This window comes from Serratia sp. SA088 (assembly GCF_049065515.1).
GTDB classification, from domain to species: Bacteria; Pseudomonadota; Gammaproteobacteria; order Enterobacterales; family Enterobacteriaceae; genus Serratia; species Serratia nematodiphila.
Genome location: NZ_JBAKGW010000007.1, coordinates 108,233 through 127,158 on the forward strand (window position 1 = coordinate 108,233; position 18,926 = coordinate 127,158).

General features: G+C 65.6%; 17 protein-coding genes. 11 read left to right on the top strand and 6 right to left on the bottom strand.

Features of this window, described 5'->3' with window-relative positions:
• Nucleotides 1-95: 95 nt before the first annotated feature.
• From atzF to ACOWVD_RS18125, 9 genes are all read left to right on the top strand, one after another.
• A complete protein-coding gene (gene atzF / locus ACOWVD_RS18085; RefSeq protein ID WP_197800332.1) occupies nucleotides 96-1,925 on the top strand; it encodes an allophanate hydrolase in 1,830 nt (609 codons plus the stop codon).
• A 2-nt stretch (nucleotides 1,926-1,927) separates the two neighbouring features.
• Entirely contained in the window at nucleotides 1,928-5,548 is a 3,621-nt protein-coding gene (gene uca, locus ACOWVD_RS18090; protein ID WP_421105715.1) for an urea carboxylase, read from the top strand.
• Nucleotides 5,549-5,562: 14 nt separating this feature from the next.
• A complete protein-coding gene (locus ACOWVD_RS18095) occupies nucleotides 5,563-6,273 on the top strand; it encodes a GntR family transcriptional regulator (protein WP_033634128.1) in 711 nt (236 codons plus the stop codon).
• Nucleotides 6,274-6,308: 35 nt separating this feature from the next.
• Nucleotides 6,309-7,577 carry an urea ABC transporter substrate-binding protein gene (urtA, locus tag ACOWVD_RS18100; RefSeq protein ID WP_033640971.1) on the top strand — a complete coding sequence of 423 codons (1,269 nt, stop codon included), beginning with the start codon at nucleotides 6,309-6,311 and terminating at the stop codon, nucleotides 7,575-7,577.
• 56 nt (nucleotides 7,578-7,633) lie between these two features.
• A complete protein-coding gene (gene urtB, locus ACOWVD_RS18105) occupies nucleotides 7,634-9,214 on the top strand; it encodes an urea ABC transporter permease subunit UrtB (RefSeq protein ID WP_164095291.1) in 1,581 nt (526 codons plus the stop codon).
• Complete coding sequence (gene urtC / locus ACOWVD_RS18110) at nucleotides 9,214-10,290, top strand: urea ABC transporter permease subunit UrtC (protein ID WP_049239840.1); 1,077 nt, start codon at nucleotides 9,214-9,216, stop codon at nucleotides 10,288-10,290. Before urtB ends, urtC begins: the two co-directional genes overlap by 1 nt.
• Nucleotides 10,287-11,093 (top strand): urea ABC transporter ATP-binding protein UrtD, encoded by an 807-nt coding sequence (gene urtD, locus ACOWVD_RS18115; protein ID WP_421105716.1) that lies wholly within the window; start codon nucleotides 10,287-10,289, stop codon nucleotides 11,091-11,093. Before urtC ends, urtD begins: the two co-directional genes overlap by 4 nt.
• A gap of 12 nt (nucleotides 11,094-11,105) precedes the next feature.
• Nucleotides 11,106-11,804, top strand: coding sequence for an urea ABC transporter ATP-binding subunit UrtE (gene urtE / locus ACOWVD_RS18120; RefSeq protein WP_049239842.1), 699 nt, complete (start codon nucleotides 11,106-11,108; stop codon nucleotides 11,802-11,804).
• A gap of 118 nt (nucleotides 11,805-11,922) precedes the next feature.
• A complete protein-coding gene (locus ACOWVD_RS18125) occupies nucleotides 11,923-12,435 on the top strand; it encodes a DUF2165 family protein (RefSeq protein ID WP_049239843.1) in 513 nt (170 codons plus the stop codon).
• A gap of 22 nt (nucleotides 12,436-12,457) precedes the next feature.
• Here the strand turns inward: ACOWVD_RS18125 and ACOWVD_RS18130 are convergent, their stop codons facing one another.
• The 3 genes from ACOWVD_RS18130 to ACOWVD_RS18140 form a co-directional block, all read right to left on the bottom strand.
• The gene (locus ACOWVD_RS18130) at nucleotides 12,458-12,970 is read right to left on the bottom strand and encodes a GNAT family N-acetyltransferase (RefSeq protein ID WP_021503945.1); all 513 of its coding nucleotides are present in this window, start codon (nucleotides 12,968-12,970) and stop codon (nucleotides 12,458-12,460) included.
• Between the two features lie 41 nt (nucleotides 12,971-13,011).
• Complete coding sequence (locus ACOWVD_RS18135; RefSeq protein WP_421105717.1) at nucleotides 13,012-14,229, bottom strand: FAD-dependent oxidoreductase; 1,218 nt, start codon at nucleotides 14,227-14,229, stop codon at nucleotides 13,012-13,014.
• Between the two features lie 76 nt (nucleotides 14,230-14,305).
• Nucleotides 14,306-14,875 carry a DUF4865 family protein gene (locus ACOWVD_RS18140; protein ID WP_160125234.1) on the bottom strand — a complete coding sequence of 190 codons (570 nt, stop codon included), beginning with the start codon at nucleotides 14,873-14,875 and terminating at the stop codon, nucleotides 14,306-14,308.
• 105 nt (nucleotides 14,876-14,980) lie between these two features.
• On the opposite strand from ACOWVD_RS18140, the gene ACOWVD_RS18145 reads away from it, so the two are divergent.
• Nucleotides 14,981-15,850, top strand: coding sequence for a LysR substrate-binding domain-containing protein (locus ACOWVD_RS18145; protein WP_049239846.1), 870 nt, complete (start codon nucleotides 14,981-14,983; stop codon nucleotides 15,848-15,850).
• On the opposite strand, the gene sseA is transcribed toward ACOWVD_RS18145, so the two are convergent.
• Complete coding sequence (sseA, locus tag ACOWVD_RS18150; RefSeq protein WP_015377110.1) at nucleotides 15,847-16,692, bottom strand: 3-mercaptopyruvate sulfurtransferase; 846 nt, start codon at nucleotides 16,690-16,692, stop codon at nucleotides 15,847-15,849. The two genes, ACOWVD_RS18145 and sseA, sit on opposite strands and share 4 nt — an antisense overlap.
• Nucleotides 16,693-16,798: 106 nt before the next feature.
• On the opposite strand from sseA, the gene ACOWVD_RS18155 reads away from it, so the two are divergent.
• The gene (locus ACOWVD_RS18155; protein WP_164095293.1) at nucleotides 16,799-17,221 is read left to right on the top strand and encodes an NUDIX hydrolase; all 423 of its coding nucleotides are present in this window, start codon (nucleotides 16,799-16,801) and stop codon (nucleotides 17,219-17,221) included.
• 9 nt (nucleotides 17,222-17,230) lie between these two features.
• On the opposite strand, the gene ACOWVD_RS18160 is transcribed toward ACOWVD_RS18155, so the two are convergent.
• On the bottom strand, nucleotides 17,231-17,896 hold the full coding sequence (locus ACOWVD_RS18160; protein ID WP_049239848.1) for an epimerase: 666 nt from the start codon (nucleotides 17,894-17,896) through the stop codon (nucleotides 17,231-17,233).
• A complete protein-coding gene (locus ACOWVD_RS18165) occupies nucleotides 17,893-18,918 on the bottom strand; it encodes an AraC family transcriptional regulator (RefSeq protein WP_406888012.1) in 1,026 nt (341 codons plus the stop codon). Before ACOWVD_RS18165 ends, ACOWVD_RS18160 begins: the two co-directional genes overlap by 4 nt.
• Nucleotides 18,919-18,926 lie beyond the last annotated feature (8 nt).

Genomic DNA, 18,926 nt, shown 5'->3' on the forward strand with positions numbered 1-18,926 from the left:
GTTTTAATTATAATTTATTGAAATCATGAGATTAAAAATTGGCACGACGGTTGCTCTGTTGGATCCCATCTTGTGTACCAGATGGAATTCAGCCGATGAGCGAACCTGTTGAAGCGTGCGGTTTTACCCTCAGTGAATGGCAGCACCATTATCAAACCCGCCCGGCGGGCGAGCGCCTTGCCTGCGTCAGTGCGACGATCGAAACGCTGGTCGCCGGCCTGAACCCGGACGATAACGCCTGGCTGTATCTCGCCACGCCGGCGCAGCGCGAGCAGCAGTATCGGCAGTTGGCACAGAGGCTCGAGGCTGTCGCCGGCGATCTCAGCCGCCTGCCGCTGTTCGGCGTGCCCTTCGCCATCAAAGACAATATCGACGTCGGCGGCTGGCCGACCAGCGCCGCCTGCCCGGCGTTCACCTATCAGGCCGCGGCGGACGCCACCGTGGTCGCCCACCTGCGCGCCGCCGGGGCGATCGCCCTCGGTAAAACCAACCTCGACCAGTTCGCTACCGGGTTGGTGGGCACCCGCTCACCTTATGGCGCGGTGGTCAACAGCTTCGACAGCCGCTACGTCAGCGGCGGTTCCAGTTCCGGCTCCGCTTCGGTGGTGGCGCGCGGCCTGGTGCCGTTCGCGCTGGGCACCGATACCGCCGGTTCGGGGCGCGTGCCCGCCGGGTTCAACAACATCGTCGGGCTGAAGCCGACCAAAGGGCGGTTGTCCAATCGCGGCGTGGTGCCGGCCTGCCGGTTGAACGACACCGTTTCGATCTTCGCGCTGACGGTGGCCGATGCCGCGCAGGTGGCGGAGCTGGCGAGCGGCTTTGACGCGGCAGATCCGTATTCCCGCGCCGATCCGCATACCGCGCCGGCGGATATCCCCGCCGCGCCGCGTTTCGCCGTTCCCGCCCAGCTGGAGTTTTTCGGCGACGTGCAGGCCGAGCGGGCGTTTCACCGAGCGCTGGCGCAGCTGCAGGCGGGCGGCGCCACGCTGGAACCCCTCGATTTCGCGCCGTTTCGCACTCTGGCGGAACAGCTGTATTACGGCCCCTGGGTAGCGGAGCGCACGGTAGCCATTGAGCAGGTGCTGGAAGCGAACCCGCAGGCTATCGATCCGGTGGTGCGCGGCATCGTTGGTAACGGCCTCGGCTACAGCGCCTGCGACGCCTACAAGGCGGAATACCTGCGCGCCGAGCTGGCGCGGCAGATCGCCCAGCGGCTGGCGCCGTTCGACGCGCTGGTGGTGCCGACCGCGCCCACTATCCGCACCCTGGCGGAGATGGCGCAGGAACCGGTGCTGTTCAATTCGCAGTTCGGCACTTACACCAATTTCACCAACCTGGCCGATCTGAGCGCGCTGGCGCTGCCGGGACCGCTGCGCGAAGACGGTCTGCCGGCGGGCATCACCCTGATTGCGCCCGCCTGGCATGACCGGGCGCTGGCGGCGTTTGGCCTGCGCTGGCAACGGCAAAGCGCCTTGCCGCTCGGCGCTATCGGCCGGGCATTGCCGCCGCAGCCGGCGCCGGCCCCGTCTTCGGGACACGTGCGTCTGGCGGTAGTAGGCGCTCACCTTAGCGGCATGCCGCTCAACGCCCAGCTGACGCAGCGCGACGCGGTGTGGGTAGAGCAAACCGTCACCGCCCCCTGTTATCGCCTCTACGCGCTGGCCGATACCGATCCGCCGAAGCCGGGGCTGGCGCGCGCGGCGCAGGGGGCGGCGATCCGCGTAGAGCTGTGGGACATCCCGCTGGCCCGTTTCGGCGAGTTTGTGGCGGAAATCCCGGCGCCATTGGGCATCGGCACGCTGCTGCTGGCGGACGGCCGGCGGGTGAAGGGATTTATCTGCGAAGCCTGGGCGCTGGAAGGCGCCACGGATATCACTGAGTTTGGCGGCTGGCGCGACTATCTCGCCAGCGTTAAGGGGGCATGAACATGTTTACTACCGTACTGATCGCTAACCGCGGCGAAATTGCCTGCCGCGCCATTCGCACCCTGAAACGCCTGGGCGTCACCAGCGTGGCGGTCTATTCCGACGCCGACCGCAATGCGCCGCACGTCACCGAGGCCGACAGGGCGGTGGCGCTCGGCGGCGACAAGGCCGCCGACAGTTACCTGCGCATCGACAAGATCCTCGCGGTCGCAGCGGCCACCGGCGCGCAGGCGATCTACCCCGGCTACGGCTTTTTGTCCGAGAGCGCCGAGTTTGCCGAAGCCTGCGAGGCGGCCGGCATCGCCTTTATCGGCCCGACGGCGGCGCAGATGCGCGAGTTCGGCCTCAAGCACCGGGCGCGCGAGCTGGCGGCGTTGGCCGGGGTGCCGATGACGCCGGGCACCGGCTTGCTGGAGAGCGTTGAGCAGGCGGTCGCCGCCGCTGCGCGCATCGGCTACCCGGTGATGCTGAAAAGCACCGCCGGCGGCGGCGGCATCGGCCTGACGCGCTGTGACGACGAGGCGGCGCTGCGCGACGCGTACGACAGCGTCAAACGGCTGGGGGAGCAGTTCTTCCGCGACGCCGGCGCCTTTATCGAACGCTTCGTCGATCGGGCGCGCCACGTCGAGGTGCAGATTTTCGGCGATGGCCAGGGGCGGGTGGCGGCGCTCGGCGAGCGCGACTGTTCGCTGCAGCGCCGCAACCAAAAGGTGGTGGAGGAAACCCCGGCGCCGCATCTGCCGGCGGCGACCCGCCAGGCGCTGCATCGGGCGGCGGTGGCGCTGGGCGAGTCGGTGAATTACCGCAGCGCCGGCACGGTGGAGTTCATTTACGACGCCGCGCGCGACGAGTTTTATTTCCTGGAAGTGAACACCCGCTTACAGGTCGAGCACCCGGTTACCGAAATGGTCACTGGCCTGGATTTGATCGCATGCATGCTGCAGGTGGCGGCGGGCGACGCGCTGGATTGGGCGGCGCTGCAACGCGCGCCGCAGGGCGCGGCGATCGAGGTGCGCCTCTACGCCGAAGATCCGCTGAAAAACTTCCAGCCCAGCCCCGGCGTGCTGACCGAGGTGCATTTCCCTGACGACGTGCGCCTCGACGGCTGGGTGGCGACCGGCAGCGAAGTTTCGGCGTTTTACGACCCGATGATCGCCAAGCTGATCGTGCACGGCGCTGACCGGGCGCAGGCGCTGGAAAAACTGCGCGTGGCGCTGGCGGCGACCCGTTTGCACGGCATCGCCACCAACCTCGACTATCTGCGGCAGGTGATCGCCACGCCGCAATTTCAGCGCGGCGACGTCTGGACGCGCCTGCTGGACGATTTGCGTTTCCAGCCGCACTGCCTCGAAGTGCTGCAACCCGGCACCTACAGCAGCGTGCAGGATTATCCCGGCCGCCTCGGATATTGGGACATCGGCGTGCCGCCGTCCGGCCCGATGGACGACTTCGCGTTTCGGCTGGCCAACCGCATCGTCGGCAACCACCCGGCGGCGGCCGGGCTGGAGTTTACCCTGCAGGGGCCGACGCTGCGCTTTCACTGCGACGCCACCATCGCGCTGACGGGCGCCAGCTGCCCGGCCGATCTGGACGGCGAGGCGGTTGCGTATTGGCGGCCGATTACGGTGCGGGCCGGGCAGGTGCTGACGCTGGGGCGCGCTACGCACGGCTGCCGCACCTATCTGGCGGTGCGTAACGGCTTCGACGTGCCGGTATATCTCGGCAGCCGCTCCACCTTCGCGCTCGGGCAGTTCGGCGGCCACGCCGGGCGCACCTTGCGCGTGGCGGACATGCTGGCGATCGCCCAACCGGCGCTGGCGGCCAGCACCACCCCGGCGCCGATCGCCGCGCCGCAGGCGATGGACGACAGCCTGATCCCGCACTACGGCGATCAATGGCACATCGGCGTGCTGTACGGGCCGCACGGCGCGCCGGACTTTTTCACCGCTGAATCGATAGAGGCCTTCTTCGCCACCGACTGGCAGGTGCATTACAACTCCAACCGCCTCGGCGTGCGCCTGGCGGGGCCGAAGCCCGAGTGGGCGCGGGAGGACGGCGGCGAAGCCGGTTTGCACCCTTCCAACGTGCACGACTGCGAGTACGCCATCGGCGCGATCAACTTCACCGGCGACTTCCCGGTGATCCTGACCCGCGACGGGCCGAGCCTCGGCGGCTTCGTCTGCCCGGTGACCATCGCCAAGGCCGAACTGTGGAAAGTGGGGCAGGTGAAGCCGGGCGACCGCATCCGTTTCCATCCGATCGGCTTCCGGCAGGCGCAGTCGCTGGAGCAGGCGCAGCTCGGCAGCATCGAAGCGCTGGCGGCGGTGAAGGCCATCACCCTGCCGCCGCCGGAGCTGGCCCCGGCGGAGACCGTTTCCGCCGCGGTGCTGGCGGCGCTGCCGGCGGCGGAGGGGCGCCCGGCGGTGGCGTATCGCCAGGCGGGGGACGGCTACATCCTGATGGAGTACGGCGACAACGTGCTCGATCTGGCGCTGCGCCTGCGCATTCATCTGCTGATGCAGTCGCTGCGTGAGGAGGCGATACCGGGCGTGGCGGAGCTGGCTCCGGGCGTGCGTTCGCTGCAGATCCGCTACGACAGCCGGCAGATTAGCCAGGCCGACCTGCTGCAGCGCCTGCTGGCGCGCGAACGGGCGCTGGGGGACGTCAGCCGCCTGAAGGTGCCGACGCGCATCGTGTGGCTGCCGATGGCGTTCGAGGATTCGGCCACGCTGGGGGCGGTGGATCGCTATCAGCAGACGGTGCGCGCCTCGGCGCCCTGGCTGCCGAACAACGTCGATTTCATTCAGCGCATCAACGGCCTGAGCCGACGCGAGCAGGTGCGCGACATTCTGTTCGACGCCAGCTATCTGATCCTCGGGCTGGGCGACGTCTACCTCGGCGCGCCCTGCGCGGTGCCGCTCGATCCGCGCCATCGCCTGCTGAGCTCCAAATACAACCCGGCGCGCACCCACACCGCCGAAGGGACGGTCGGCATCGGCGGCATGTACATGTGCATCTACGGCATGGATTCGCCGGGCGGTTACCAGCTGGTGGGGCGCACGCTGCCGATCTGGAACAAATTTCTCAAAAACCCGCAGTTCACCGCCGGTGAACCCTGGCTGCTGCGCTTTTTCGATCAGGTGCGCTTCTACCCGGTCAGCGAGCAAGAGTTGGACGAGCAGCGCGAAGCGTTCCGCGAAGGGCGCATGCAGGTGCGCATCGAAGAGAGCGAGTTCGACTTCGCCGCCTACACCCGTTTCCTGGCCGACAACGCCGGGACGATCGCCGACTTCCAGCATCGCCAGCAGCAGGCGTTCAGCGCCGAAGTGGCGCGCTGGCGCAGCGATGACGACGAGGCCGAGGCGCAGCTGTTGCCGCCGGAGGAAGAAGACGCCATCGACGGCGATCTGGTCAGCGCCGATCTGAACGGCAGCGTGTGGAAGATCCTGGTGGAACCGGGGCAGGCGGTGGCGGCCGGGCAGCCGCTGATCGTGGTCGAGGCGATGAAGATGGAACTGGCGGTCACCGCGCCGCGCGCCGGGATCGTTAAGCGCATCAGCTGCCGGCAGGGGCGGCCGGTCGGGCCGGGCGACGCCCTGCTGTGGCTGGAAAAGGCGGTCTGAACGGAGAAGCGATGATGCAAATCACCAACGGAGAGCACAAGGCGCGCCCGGAGGGGCTGGCGGAGCGCATTTATCTGCAGCTCAAGGCCGACATCTTCGAGTTTCGCCTGCTGCCGGGCGATCGCTTCAGCGAAAGCGAGGTGGCGCAGCGCATGGCGGCCAGCCGCACGCCGGTGCGCCAGGCGCTGTTTCGGCTGGAGCGCGAAGGCTATGTCGAGGTGTTGTTTCGCAGCGGCTGGCAGGTGCGGCCGTTCGATTTCGCCTACTTCGAAGAGCTGTACGACCTGCGCATCGTGCTGGAACAAGAGGCGGTGAAACGGCTGTGCGAACGCCCGGCCGGGGAAACGCCAGGCGCGCTGGCGGCGCTGAGCCGTTTTTGGGCCGAAGCGCCGCGCCTGGCGGACGGCAAGGCGGTGTCGCAGCACGATGAGCAGTTTCATCAGGCGTTGGTGGCCGCGGCGGGCAACGGCGAAATGGCGCGCATTCACCGCGAACTGACCGAAAAAATCCGCATCATTCGCCGGCTGGATTTCACCCAGCAGGCGCGGGTGGACGCCACCTACCGCGAACACGCCGCCATTTTGCAGGCGATCCTGCAGCGGCAAAGCGGGGCGGCGCAAACGCTGCTCGGCGAGCACATCGCCGTCAGCAAGGCAGAGGTACGAAAAATAACGCTGCACATGTTGCACCAGGCGCGGGCTCAGCAGCCTGCGCGCTCGGCGTAACGATTTTGATTTCACACACATCAGGAGTTTGAACTATGCAACGTCGTCGTTTTATCAAAGCTTTTGCGCTGTCCGCCGCCGCGATCGGCATGGGCCTGGCCTGGAGCGCGCAGGCCGCCGACACCATCAAGGTCGGCATTCTGAGTTCGCTCTCCGGCACCATGGCGATTTCCGAGACGCCGCTGAAGGATGTGGCGCTGATGACCATCGACGAGATCAACGCCAAAGGCGGGGTGCTCGGCAAAAAGCTGGAGCCGGTGGTGGTGGATCCGGCCTCCAACTGGCCGCTGTTCGCCGAAAAGGCGCGCCAGCTGCTGAGCCAGGACAAGGTGGCGGCGGTGTTCGGCTGCTGGACGTCGGTGTCGCGCAAGTCGGTGCTGCCGGTGTTTGAGGAGCTGAACGGGCTGCTGTTCTACCCGGTGCAATACGAAGGCGAAGAGATGTCGCCGAACGTGTTCTACACCGGCGCGGCGCCGAACCAGCAGGCGATCCCGGCGGTGGAATACCTGCTGAGCGAGGACGGCGGCGGCGCCAAGCGCTTCTTCCTGTTGGGCACCGATTACGTCTATCCGCGCACCACCAACAAGATCCTGCGCGCCTTCCTGCACAGCAAAGGCGTGCAGGACAAGGATATCGAAGAGGTCTATACGCCGTTCGGCTACAGCGATTACCAGACCATCGTCGCCAACATCAAGAAGTTCGCCGCCGGCGGCAACACCGCGGTGATCTCCACCATCAACGGCGATTCCAACGTGCCGTTCTACAAAGAGCTGGCCAACCAGGGCGTCAAGGCCACCGACGTGCCGGTGATCGCCTTCTCGGTCGGCGAGGAAGAGCTGCGCGGCATCGACACCAAACCGCTGGTGGGCAACCTGGCGGCCTGGAACTACTTCGAATCGCTGGATAACCCGACCAATAAACAGTTTGTCAGCCAGTGGAAAGCCTACGCCAAGGCGCACAATCTGCCGAATTACGCCACCGCGGTGACCAACGATCCGATGGAAGCCACTTACGTCGGCCTCCACATGTGGGCGCAGGCGGTGGAAAAAGCCGGCACCACCGACGTCGATAAGGTGCGCGCCGCGATGGCCGGGCAAACCTTCGCCGCGCCGTCGGGCTTCACGCTGACCATGGACAAGACCAATCACCACCTGCACAAACCGGTGATGATTGGTGAAATCGAGGGCAACGGCCAGTTCAACGTGGTGTGGCAGACCGAAGCGCCGGTGCGCGCGCAGCCGTGGAGTCCCTATATCGCCGGTAACGACAAAAAACCGGATTACCCGGTGAAAGGCGGCAAGTAACGTCACTCAGCGCCGGCGCGGCCCAACGCCCGCCGGCCCAACAGAAGAGGCAGCTGATGCAATCTCCGTTTTTATCCTCTCTGCGCGCCGGGCTGTGGTTGCTGTGCGCCTGGCCCCTGCTGGCGCAGGCCGGGCCGGCCGATGAGTTCGCGGCGGCCACTCGCGCGCAGCAGGCCAAACTGCTGCAGGCGTGGGCGGCCGAGCCGGATCCTGCGCGTCTGCCGTTGCTGCAGGGGCTGCAGCAGGAAACCGTGGCGATCGACGGGGCGAAGCGCGCCTTTATCCGCCAGGGCGATCGCTATCTGCCGCTTGAAGGTGAGGCGGCCCCGGTTGGCGAACCGAAGAGGGTATGGCTGAACAACCGGCTGCGCATTCTGATCGCCAACGCATTGTCGGCGCAGCGGTTGGTCAGCGCGGACGCGGCGGTGCGGCTGCAGGCGGCGACCTCACTGCAGCGCGAGGCGCAGGCCGAGCAGTTGCCGCTGTTGACCCGGCGGCTGGCGCAGGAGAAAGACCCGCAGGTACGTGACGCGCTGAGCATTGCGCTGGCGAACCTGCAATTGGCCGACGCCAGCCCGCAGGTGCGCTTCAATGCGGTGCGGCTGCTGGGGGGATCGGGCGAGCCGGAAACCCGCGCGCGCCTGCAAGCGTTGACCGACGCGGCCAATGAGCCGGACGCCGCGGTGCGCGCCGAGGCGCAACGCAGCCTGCAGCGCGTGCAGCACCGCCTGATGATCGGCGATCTGCTCGGCCAGGCGTTCAGCGGCCTGTCGCTCGGTTCGATCCTGCTGCTGGCGGCGCTCGGTCTGGCGATCACCTACGGCTTGCTCGGCGTCATCAATATGGCGCACGGCGAAATGCTGATGCTCGGCGCCTATTCGGCCTATCTGGTGCAGGGGCTGTTTCAACAGTTTGCGCCGCAGTGGCTGGCGCTCTATCCGCTGGCGGCGCTGCCGGTGGCGTTCGCCATCACCGCCGGGATCGGCATGGCGCTGGAGCGCACGGTGATCCGCCACCTGTACGGCCGGCCGCTGGAAACCCTGCTGGCCACCTGGGGCATCAGCCTGGTGCTGATCCAGCTGGTGCGAGTGTTGTTCGGCGCGCAGAACGTCGAGGTCGCCAACCCGGCGTGGCTGTCGGGTGGCGTGCAGCTGTTGCCGAATCTGGTGTTGCCGTGGAACCGCATCGCGGTGATCGCGTTCGTGCTGCTGGTGCTGGCGTTGACCTGGCTGTTGCTGAACAAGACCCGGCTCGGCATGAACGTGCGCGCGGTGACGCAAAACCGCGCGATGGCCGCCTGCTGCGGCGTGCCCACCGGCCGGGTGGACATGCTGGCCTTCGGGCTGGGATCCGGCATCGCCGGGCTCGGCGGGGTGGCGCTGTCGCAGTTGGGCAACGTCGGGCCGGAGCTGGGGCAAGGTTACATCATCGACTCGTTCCTGGTGGTGGTGCTCGGCGGCGTCGGCCAGCTGGCGGGGACGGTGGCGGCGGCCTTTGGCCTCGGCATCGTCAATAAGATCCTCGAACCGCAGATCGGCGCCGTGCTGGGCAAGATCCTGATCCTGGTGCTGATCGTTCTGTTTATTCAAAAGCGTCCGCAGGGGCTGTTCGCCCTTAAGGGCAGGGTGATTGACTGATGAGCCAACCATTGACCGTAACCGGCGTGCAGAAAGCGCCCCGGCTGGCGTTGAGCATCGGCGGGTTGGCGTTGCTGGCGCTGCTGGTGATGCCGTTCATGACGCTGTTGCCGGCGGATCATCCGCTGGCGGTGTCCACCTATACCCTGACGCTGGCGGGCAAGATCCTGTGCTACGCGGTGGTGGCGGTGGCGCTCGATCTGGTGTGGGGCTATGCCGGGCTGCTGTCGCTCGGCCACGGGCTGTTCTTCGCGCTCGGCGGCTACGCCATGGGCATGTACCTGATGCGGCAGGCGGCGGGCGACGGGCTGCCGGCGTTTATGGCGTTCCTTTCCTGGACTGAGCTGCCGTGGTTCTGGAGCGGCACCCAGCATTTCGCCTGGGCGCTGTGTCTGATCGTGCTGGTGCCGGGCCTGCTGGCCTTTCTGTTCGGCTACTTCGCCTTTCGCTCGAAAATCAAAGGGGTGTATTTCTCGATCATGACCCAGGCGCTGACCTATGCCGGCATGCTGCTGTTCTTTCGCAACGAAACCGGCTTCGGCGGCAATAACGGCTTTACCGGTTTCACCACGCTGCTCGGCTTTCCCATCACCGCCGCCGGCACGCGGGTGGCGCTGTTCCTGGCGACGGTGCTGCTGCTGGCCGCCAGCCTGGCCATCGGCTTTGCCCTGGCGCGCAGCAAGTTCGGCCGGGTGCTGACCGCGGTGCGCGATGCGGAAAACCGCCTGACCTTCTGCGGCTACGACCCGAAGGGCTTCAAGCTGTTCGTCTGGACGCTGTCGGCGGTGCTGTGCGGGCTGGCCGGCGCGCTCTATGTGCCGCAGGTCGGCATCATCAACCCCGGCGAAATGTCGCCGACCAACTCGATCGAGGCCGCCATTTGGGTAGCCCTCGGCGGGCGCGGCACGCTGGTGGGGCCGCTGCTCGGCGCCGGCATCGTCAACGGCGCCAAGAGCTGGTTCACCATGGCCATTCCCGAATACTGGCAGTTCTTCCTCGGCCTGATGTTTATCGTCGTCACGCTGTTTCTCCCGAAAGGGGTGATCGGCCTGCTGCGGCGGAGGAAAAGCTTATGAAGGCGATGCAAGTGACCGACGAACTGTTTACCCATCCGCTGCCGGCGGACAAATACCGGCAGCAAACCGATCCGGTGCTGCAGCTCGACAACGTCAACGTCAGCTTCGACGGTTTTCGCGCGCTGACCGATCTGTCGCTGCGCATTGGCGTCGGCGAACTGCGCTGCGTGATCGGCCCCAACGGCGCCGGCAAGACCACGCTGATGGATGTGATCACCGGCAAAACCCGGCCGGACAGCGGCAGGGTGTTTTACGATCAGACCGTCGATCTGACCCGGCTGGCGCCGATGCAGATCGTCCACGCCGGCATTGGCCGCAAGTTTCAAAAACCGACGGTGTTCGAGGCGCTGACGGTATTTGAAAACCTGGAAATCGCGCAGAAAACCCGCAAGTCGGTGTGGGCCTGCCTGCGCGCTCGCCTGAGCAGCGAGCAGCGCGACCGCATCGACGAGATGCTGAAGACCCTGCGGCTGGGGCATGAGCGCCACCGGCCCGCCGGGTTGCTGTCCCACGGGCAGAAACAGTTTCTCGAGATCGGCATGCTGCTGGTGCAGGAGCCGCACCTGCTGCTGCTGGACGAACCGGCGGCCGGCATGACCGACGCCGAAACCGACTATACCGCCGAACTGTTCCGCGAGCTGGCGGGCAAGCATTCGCTGATGGTGGTGGAGCACGACATGGGGTTTGTGGAGACCATCGCCGATCGCGTGACGGTGCTGCATCAGGGACAGGTGCTGGCGGAAGGATCGCTGGCGCAGGTGCAGGCCGATGAACGGGTGATTGAGGTATATCTGGGGCGCTGAGGAGGCGTAATCATGCTGCAGGTAGAAGAATTGAATCAGTATTACGGCGGCAGCCACATTCTGCGCGGCCTGTCGTTCGAGGCGCGCATCGGCGAGGTGACCTGCCTGCTGGGGCGCAACGGCGTGGGCAAGACCACGCTGCTGAAATGCCTGATGGGGCTGATCCCGGCGCGCAGCGGCAGCGTCCGTTGGCAGGGCGAAACCATCACCGGTAAAAAGCCGCATCAGCGGGTGCAGGCGGGCATCGCCTATGTGCCGCAGGGGCGGGAGATTTTTCCGCGCCTGACGGTGGAGGAAAATCTGCTGATGGGGCTGGCGCGTTTTTCCGGCGCCGACGCGCGCGCGGTGCCGGATCCGATCTATGACCTGTTTCCGGTGCTGCGGCAAATGAAGGATCGGCGCGGCGGCGATCTTTCCGGCGGGCAGCAACAGCAGCTGGCGATCGGTCGGGCACTGGCCTGCCGGCCGCAGCTGTTGATCCTCGACGAACCGACGGAAGGGATCCAACCTTCGGTGATCAAGGAGATTGGCGCAGTGGTCAAACAGCTGGCGGCGCGCGGCGATATGGCGATCCTGCTGGTGGAGCAGTTCTATGACTTCGCCGCCGATCTGGCGGACAGCTATCTGGTGATGTCGCGCGGCAGCATCGTGCAGCGCGGCGCCGGCAGCAATATGGAACAGGACGGCGTACGCGGGCTGGTGGCGATTTGAACGAAAAAATGGGAGCCGCATGTCTGAAAGTCGTGCCGTTGTTTTTCCTTGCTGATGTTATGGATTAATCTAAAAGACGTTCTTTATTAATCCCTTGCCATGGATAGCTAACATCATCATGAACGAAATCACTGTGTCACGCCTCGGTTGCATCGTCCTGTCTCTGTTTCCGGCCCTGTGGGGGCTGTTCAGCCTGTTGAACAATACGGCGGATTTCGCCGGCACCGCGCGCAATGCGGTCGGGCCGCTGCTTGCCATGCAGGATACCTATCAAACGCCGGGGCTGATGTGGCGCGCGATCCGCGCCGACTGGGCCTGCATGTTGGGGTTGGCGGTCATCACCGCGCTGGAAACGCTGGCCGGCCTATTCGCGGCCGCGGGCGTGGTGCTGATGATCGGGCGATTGAAAGGCCCTTACGCCGCTTTCGCCAAGGGCAAAGCCTGGGCGATGCTGGGGGCGCTTTGCGCGATAACGGTGTGGGGCGTCGGCTTTATGGTGGTCGCCGGCGACTGGTTTATGGCCTGGCAGGCCAAAGAGAACCCGCTGGCGGTGCAGCTGGGGGCGCTGATCTACCTGGCGCCCAATGCGTTTGCCTTGCTGTTCCTGATGCTGCAGCGGGAGCCGCGCTAAACGGCGGCGGAGCGGGGCGCGGTTACAGCGCCTTGCTCATATACCAGATGCCTATCGAGCCCTGGGCGCTGGTGTAGCAGGTCTCGCCACACATGCTCAATCCCTGGCGCTGATAAAAACGTTGGGCGCCGGTGTTGCGTTGCAGCACCTCCAGCCACAGCGTCTTCTGCTGGCGCTCGATGGCCCGCTGCTGCACCTGTTCGAACAGGCGCTGGCCATAGCCGTTGCCGGCATGGCCCGGCAGGAAATAGATTTTCTGCAGCTCTGCGCCGATTTGTTCGGTTGGTGCCAGCAGGCTGTCGAAGTTCACCCGCGCATAGCCGACCAGGGCGTCATCCTCATAGGCCAACAGCCAGCACACGTCTGGCTGGCGCAGCGTCTGTTCCAGCGCGGAGACGGAAAAATCCTCCGCCAGAAAGGCCTCCAGCTCGTGCGGGTAGCGCCACAGCTCACCGAAGTGGGCGCGATAGGTGCGGATGCCGATATCGCGCACCAGGGTTAAATCTTCCAGCAATGCCTGACGGACGGTGAACATGAGTGAACCTCATCGAAGCAAGAACCGATGAGTATAGCGGGTTAATTTTCAAGATGCCGCGGCGTTTCGCGGCGAAAGCCCAGGCCGATGATGCGGCCGAACAGGCGCGGCAGCCAGCGGCTGTTGCCGATGCGGGCGATCAGGCGCGAGCCGGCGGCGGCGCGGCGCTGACCCGGCTTACGCTGACTCATTTTGATCTGCAAAAACTGGATGGCCCGGGTGGGAAATTCGCGCCGGCGCTGCACGCTCAGCAGATGCTTCAGCTGCAGACGATGCTGGCGCAGCGGCGGGATCAGGGCGTTGGCGGCGGCCACCGCGTCCTGAATCGCCAGGTTGACGCCCACGCCGCCGATCGGCGACATGGCGTGCGCGGCGTCGCCGATGCACAGCACGCCCGGTTTGGCCCAGCGATCCAGACGATCGATGCGAATGCTCAGCAGTTTTACCTGATCCCACTCGACGATCTCCTGCAGGCGATCGTCCTGGAATGGCGCCACCTCGGCGAGGTGCAGCAAAAATTTCTCCAGCCCGCTGCGGCGGATCGCGTCGAAGCTACCTTTGTCGATCGAATAGCCGCACTGCCAGTAGTCGCCGCGATCGATCATGATGAAGTTTTGCTTCGGCCCGGTGTGGCCCATCGACCAGGCCGGATCGCCCGGCTGCTTGCTGAGCTTCATCCACAAGACGTCGCGCGGGGCGCCGAAGGAGCGGCTGCTGAGCGCCGCCTGCTCGCGCACCACCGAGTTGCGGCCGTCGGTGCCGATCACCAGCCGGCTGCGCACGCGGATCGGACCCTCCGGCGCGTCGGCCAGCACGCCGCACACCTGGCCGCGGTCATACAGCAGCTCATGAACCTGCGTCGAGGTGAGCAGCCTGAAATGGGGGAAGGCGGCGGCCTGCTGCGCCAAAAAGTTGAGGAACTCCCACTGCGGCATAAAGGCGATAAATTTGCAGCGCGTCGGCAGGCGGCTGAAATCCGCCAGCTTGATGTCGCGGCCGGCGACTTCGGCATGCAGGGATTCCGCGCGTTGGTGCGGCAACGTCAGCAGTTCGTCGAGCAGACCCAGCTGATGCATGACTTCCAGCGTCGACGGGTGAATGGTGTCACCGCGAAAATCACGCAGAAAGTCGGCGTGCTTCTCCAGCACCGTCACGTCGATCCCCGCCCGCGCCAGCAGATAGCCGAGCATCAGCCCGGCGGGGCCGCCCCCCACGATGCAGCAGGTGGTGGCGTAAGGTGTGATCGGTGATGACGGCATGACGGTTGACCCCGGAGAGCGGCACGCATCCCGCGAGCCGCAAGTGAATGTTTGATGTTGATAATGATTATCAATATCAAGTTTGACTGTCAACCCGCGGCGCAGTGTGGTCAAAGGGGATGGACAGATGGCCGACGCGGAACAGCTGGCCGTTTTGCGGCCGTGCCTGCGGCGGTTCACGCCATAAATCCAGCCGCACTAACCGCCACTCGGCGGGGTCGAACGCCACGATGGAGGCCAGCGCGCCGGGCGCCGCCTGCTGTTGCCGACGCAGCGCAGGGAGATCGCTGTAGGGGATGATGGCCTGTTCCTGACAGGTTGCCCAGGCGGCCTCGGCCAGATGAGGGCGATCGAAATGCGTCAGCCACGGCAGCCAATGATTGACGCGCGGCCAGCCGAACGCCTGGCTGAGGCCTCTGAAACCTTCGCCGGCCAGGAAATCGTTCATGCCGGCGCTGCTGTTCCACAGGTAGAAGGGAGCGTAGAGATTTTCGGCGCTGCCTTCGCTGCGCTGCGCGTACAGATAGGCTTTGACGATCAGCTGCGGGCAGGCGTCGAGCCGATGGCCGAAATCGGCGATGCGGCGGCGGACGATCGCCATGTCGTAATCGGCGGGCAGGGTGAAACGGTATTGCATCGCGAGCATAAGGATTCTCCGCAAAGACATTGACCGGGAGAGCGTGACACGCCATCTTTATCAGTAAAATCGGTATTATTTTGATTGATGGTTCAGAAAATCAGGATGGTCAGCATGGGGCGAATCACGTTCGATCTCGAGGATTTGCGCAGCTTCGTCACCGGCGTCGAGCTGGGCAGCTTCGCCAAGGCGGCGGAACGGCTGGGGCGTTCGACGTCGGCGGTCAGCGCTCACCTGAAAAAGCTGGAGCAGCAGGTCGGCGCGCCGATCCTGCGCAAGGCCGGACGCGGCATGGTGATGACCGAGGCGGGGGAAACCCTGCTCGGTTACGCGCGCCGCCTGCTGGAGCTCAATGACGAAGCCGCCGCCGCGGTGCGCGGGTTGGATCTGCAGGGCACGGTGCGGCTGGGGCTGCAGGAAGATTTCGGCGAGACGTTTCTGCCGCAGGTGTTGGGCAGCTTCGCGCGCGCCAATCCGAAGGTGCGCATCGAGGCGCGCATCGCCCGCAATGCCGAGCTGATCGACTGGGTGCTGAAAGGCCAGCTGGATCTGTCGCTGGCGTGGGACGGCGGTTTGAGCACGCCGTTTCATCAGGCGCTGGGGCAGCGGCAGTTGCACTGGATCGCGTCGCCCGGCTTCGCGCTGGCGCCGTGGCGAGAAGGGGACGAACCCTTGCCGTTGGTGATGTTCGACGCGCCCTGCCTGATGCGCAGCGCGGCGACGCAGGCGCTGGATCGCGCCGGCATTCCCTGGCGCATCGCCTTTAGCAGCCGCAGCCTGAACGGCGTTTGGGCGGCGGTGAGCGCCGGGTTGGGCGTCACGGTGCGCACGGCGGCGGGTTTGCCGCCCGGCCTGTCACCGTTGGCGCCCGAACTGCTGCCCGTTCTCGGCCAGCTCGGCGTGGTGCTGCACCGCGCCGAGGATCAGCCCTCGGCGGCCGTGCAGCGGCTGGCGCAGATCGTGGTCGAGCGGATCGAAACCTAATCTTTGGCGATGGGCTGTTTGCCGCTCAGCTGGCCCCATTCGCTCCAGGCGCCGTCATACAGCTTGACCTGCGGGGCGCCGAGCGACAGCAGGCCGAACGCCAGCACCGCCGCCGTCACGCCGGAGCCGCAGCTGGTGATGATCGGGCCGTTGATATCCACGCCCTTGTCGCTGAAGGTTTGGCGCAGCGCCTCCAGCGATTTGAAGCGGCCGTTTTCCAGCAGCTCGCCGTACGGAATGTTGATGCTGCCGGGAATGTGGCCGCGGTGCAGGCCGGGGCGCGGCTCCGGCGCTTCGGCATAAAAGCGCGGCGCGGCGCGCGCGTCGAGAATTTGCACCGGTGTGCCTAACGCCTGTTCCACTTGCCGCATATCCACCACCGCGTCGGCGTTGAACCGGGCGTTGAACGCCTGCGGTTCAGGCTGCGCCGGGCCGGTGGCCAGCGCCTGGCCCTGCGCTGTCCAGCCGTTCAGCCCTTCGTCCAGTACGTAAACATGCTGGGCGCCGAAATTGCGGAAGGTCCACCAGCCGCGCGGCGCGGAGAACTGGTTACCCTCATCGTAAATTACCAGGGTATCGCGCTCGCTGATGCCCAGTTTGCCCACCGCCGCGCCAAACTCCGCCGCCGTCGGCAGCATGTGCGGCAGCGCGGTGTTTTTGTCCGCCACTTCGTCGATGTCGAAATAGACCGCGCCGGGGATATGGCCGCGTTCGAACTCGGCAAGCATGTCCTTTTTCGGCGTTAGCCCCACCGGCGACATCCGGACGTCGATCACCACCAGATTTTCATCGTTGATATGTTGCGCAAGCCATTGAGGGGTCACCAGAAACGGAGAGTTCATCGTTATTGTTCGCCTGTTGTGAAAACGGATTTTCACTATACACCAGGCCGCGCGGGGATGAAGTATGATGTTCAGTCAAAGGCAATGGGCAGGGAGCGGAAAAATCATGACGGACGAGGCGTTTGGCGGGGCCAAGATCGCGCTGCTGTGCGATGGTTTCCTGCTGGTTTACCAACGGGACGATAAACCGGGCATTCCGTGGCCCGGCCTGTGGGATCTGCCCGGCGGCGGGCGGGAGAACGGCGAAACGCCGCTGCAGTGCGTGCGGCGGGAGACGCAGGAAGAGTTCGGCGTGGCGATCGCCGAACGTCAGGTTGTCTGGCGGCGGCGCTACGACGGCATTTTGCCCGGCTATCCGCCGACCTGGTTCATGGCCGGGATGATCACTCCGGCGCAGATCGCCGCCATACGTTTCGGCGACGAGGGGCAGCGTTGGCGGATGATGCCGGTGGAGCAGTTTATTCACCATCCGCAGGGTATCGAACACCTGCGCCGCCGGGTGGCGGAGTATTGGCGGCAGGGCGGTTAACCCCGTTGTTCAGGATGCCGCCAGCCGGTTGATCTGCGCCGGTTCGATGATGCGCAGCGCGCTTTCCCGTCGCGCCACCGCCAGCATCGCCCGCCCGATTCGTTCGGTGCTGCTTACCCGGGCGGGAAACAGCCGCAATGCGCCGAGCCACAGCGGCTTGAACAGCCGATAGGCCAGATCGTAGAGGCGGGTTTTGGAGCGAATGCCGTGCAGCGGCACAATGGCGCCGGGACGGAACATCACCGCGTGGAACGGCAGCGCCAGCAGCGCGTTTTCGGTGGCGCCCTTGACCCTGGCCCACATGCTGCGGCCGCGTTCGCTGCTGTCGGTGCCGAGGCCGGAGACGTAGACGAAGACCATCGACGGATTCAGCGTCGCCAACGGGCGGGCGGCGGCCAGCGTCAGATCGTAAGTCACCGCGCGATATTCAGCTTCACTCAGGCCGGAGGACGAAATCCCCAGGCAGAAGAAGCAGGCGTCGTAGCCGGCGAGCTGCGGCTCCAGCGCCGACAGATCACGCAGATCGGGCACAGAAAGCTGGCGCAGTTTGGCGTGGCTCTGGGCCAACGGGCTTCGGCCGATGCTGAGCACTGCGCTGACGCGCGGATCGCGCAGGCATTCTCGCAGCGCGCCCTGGCCCACCATGCCGCTGGCGCCGAAAATAATCACTTTCATGCTCTGTTCTCCCACTGGCCGGCGGCGCGCTGCGTGCGCCAGCGGCTGGGCGTCAGCGTTTCCCACTGAATAAAGGCGCGGCTGAACGAATTCAGCTCTTCGAATCCCAGCACAAAGGCGATTTCGCCCGGTTCAAGGTCGGTTTCCGCCAACAGCCGGCAGGCGGTGCGGTGGCGGGTTTTGTCCAACAATTGCTGGTAGCTGTAGCCGTGCTGTTGCAAGCGGCGCTGCAGCGTGCGCGGGCTGAGATAGAGTTCAGCGGCCACGCTGTTGACGCTGGGGCGCTGGCCGCGCATGCTGCGGCTGAGGATCGCCATCACCTGCGTGGGCAGATCGTGCGCCGACTGCGATTTGGCCAGCTCCGCCTCCAGCCCCGGCAGCAACATGGCCAGCATGTCCTGATTGTAAGTGATGAACGGTTGGTCTATCAGCGCGCGGTCAAACACCAGCACGTCCTGCGGCGCGTGGAATGTCACCGGGCAGCCGAAATAGTGCGCCAGCGGCGAGGCGGCGTCCGGCCGCCGGGTCAATTCGATCGCCTGCGGCTGCAGGGGCAAGCCGGTGCCGCGCCGACACAGGGCCGTGATGGCGGCGAACATGGCGTCGATCAGCAGCGCCGGCGCGTGGCCCTCGCTCATGATCCAGCGGGTGTGCAAGCGCATGCTGTCGCCGTCTTCCACCAGCATCAGCTCTTCCGGGCAAACCAGCCGTTTATAGCGCGCCACCTTTTGCAATGCTTCGCCCAGCGTGGCGGAATGCAGCGCGGCGATCAAGGCAATGTCATAGTGTTCCGGCGCCGCCTCGCCGCCCAGGCGCAGACCGAAGGCGGGATCGTCGTTCAACTGCGGCAGACTGCGCCAAAGAGAGAAGAACTGTTGCGTAGTGAGTTTAATCTTGTCGCGCCGTTCGCCGAACAGCCCGGCGGGCAACCCGGCCAATCGGCCGAGCTGCTCGATATCGACGCCCTGCGCCGCCAGGTGTACCGCCAGTGCGCCGGAAACCGGGATTTGATCGCTGCTCAATGCGGGCT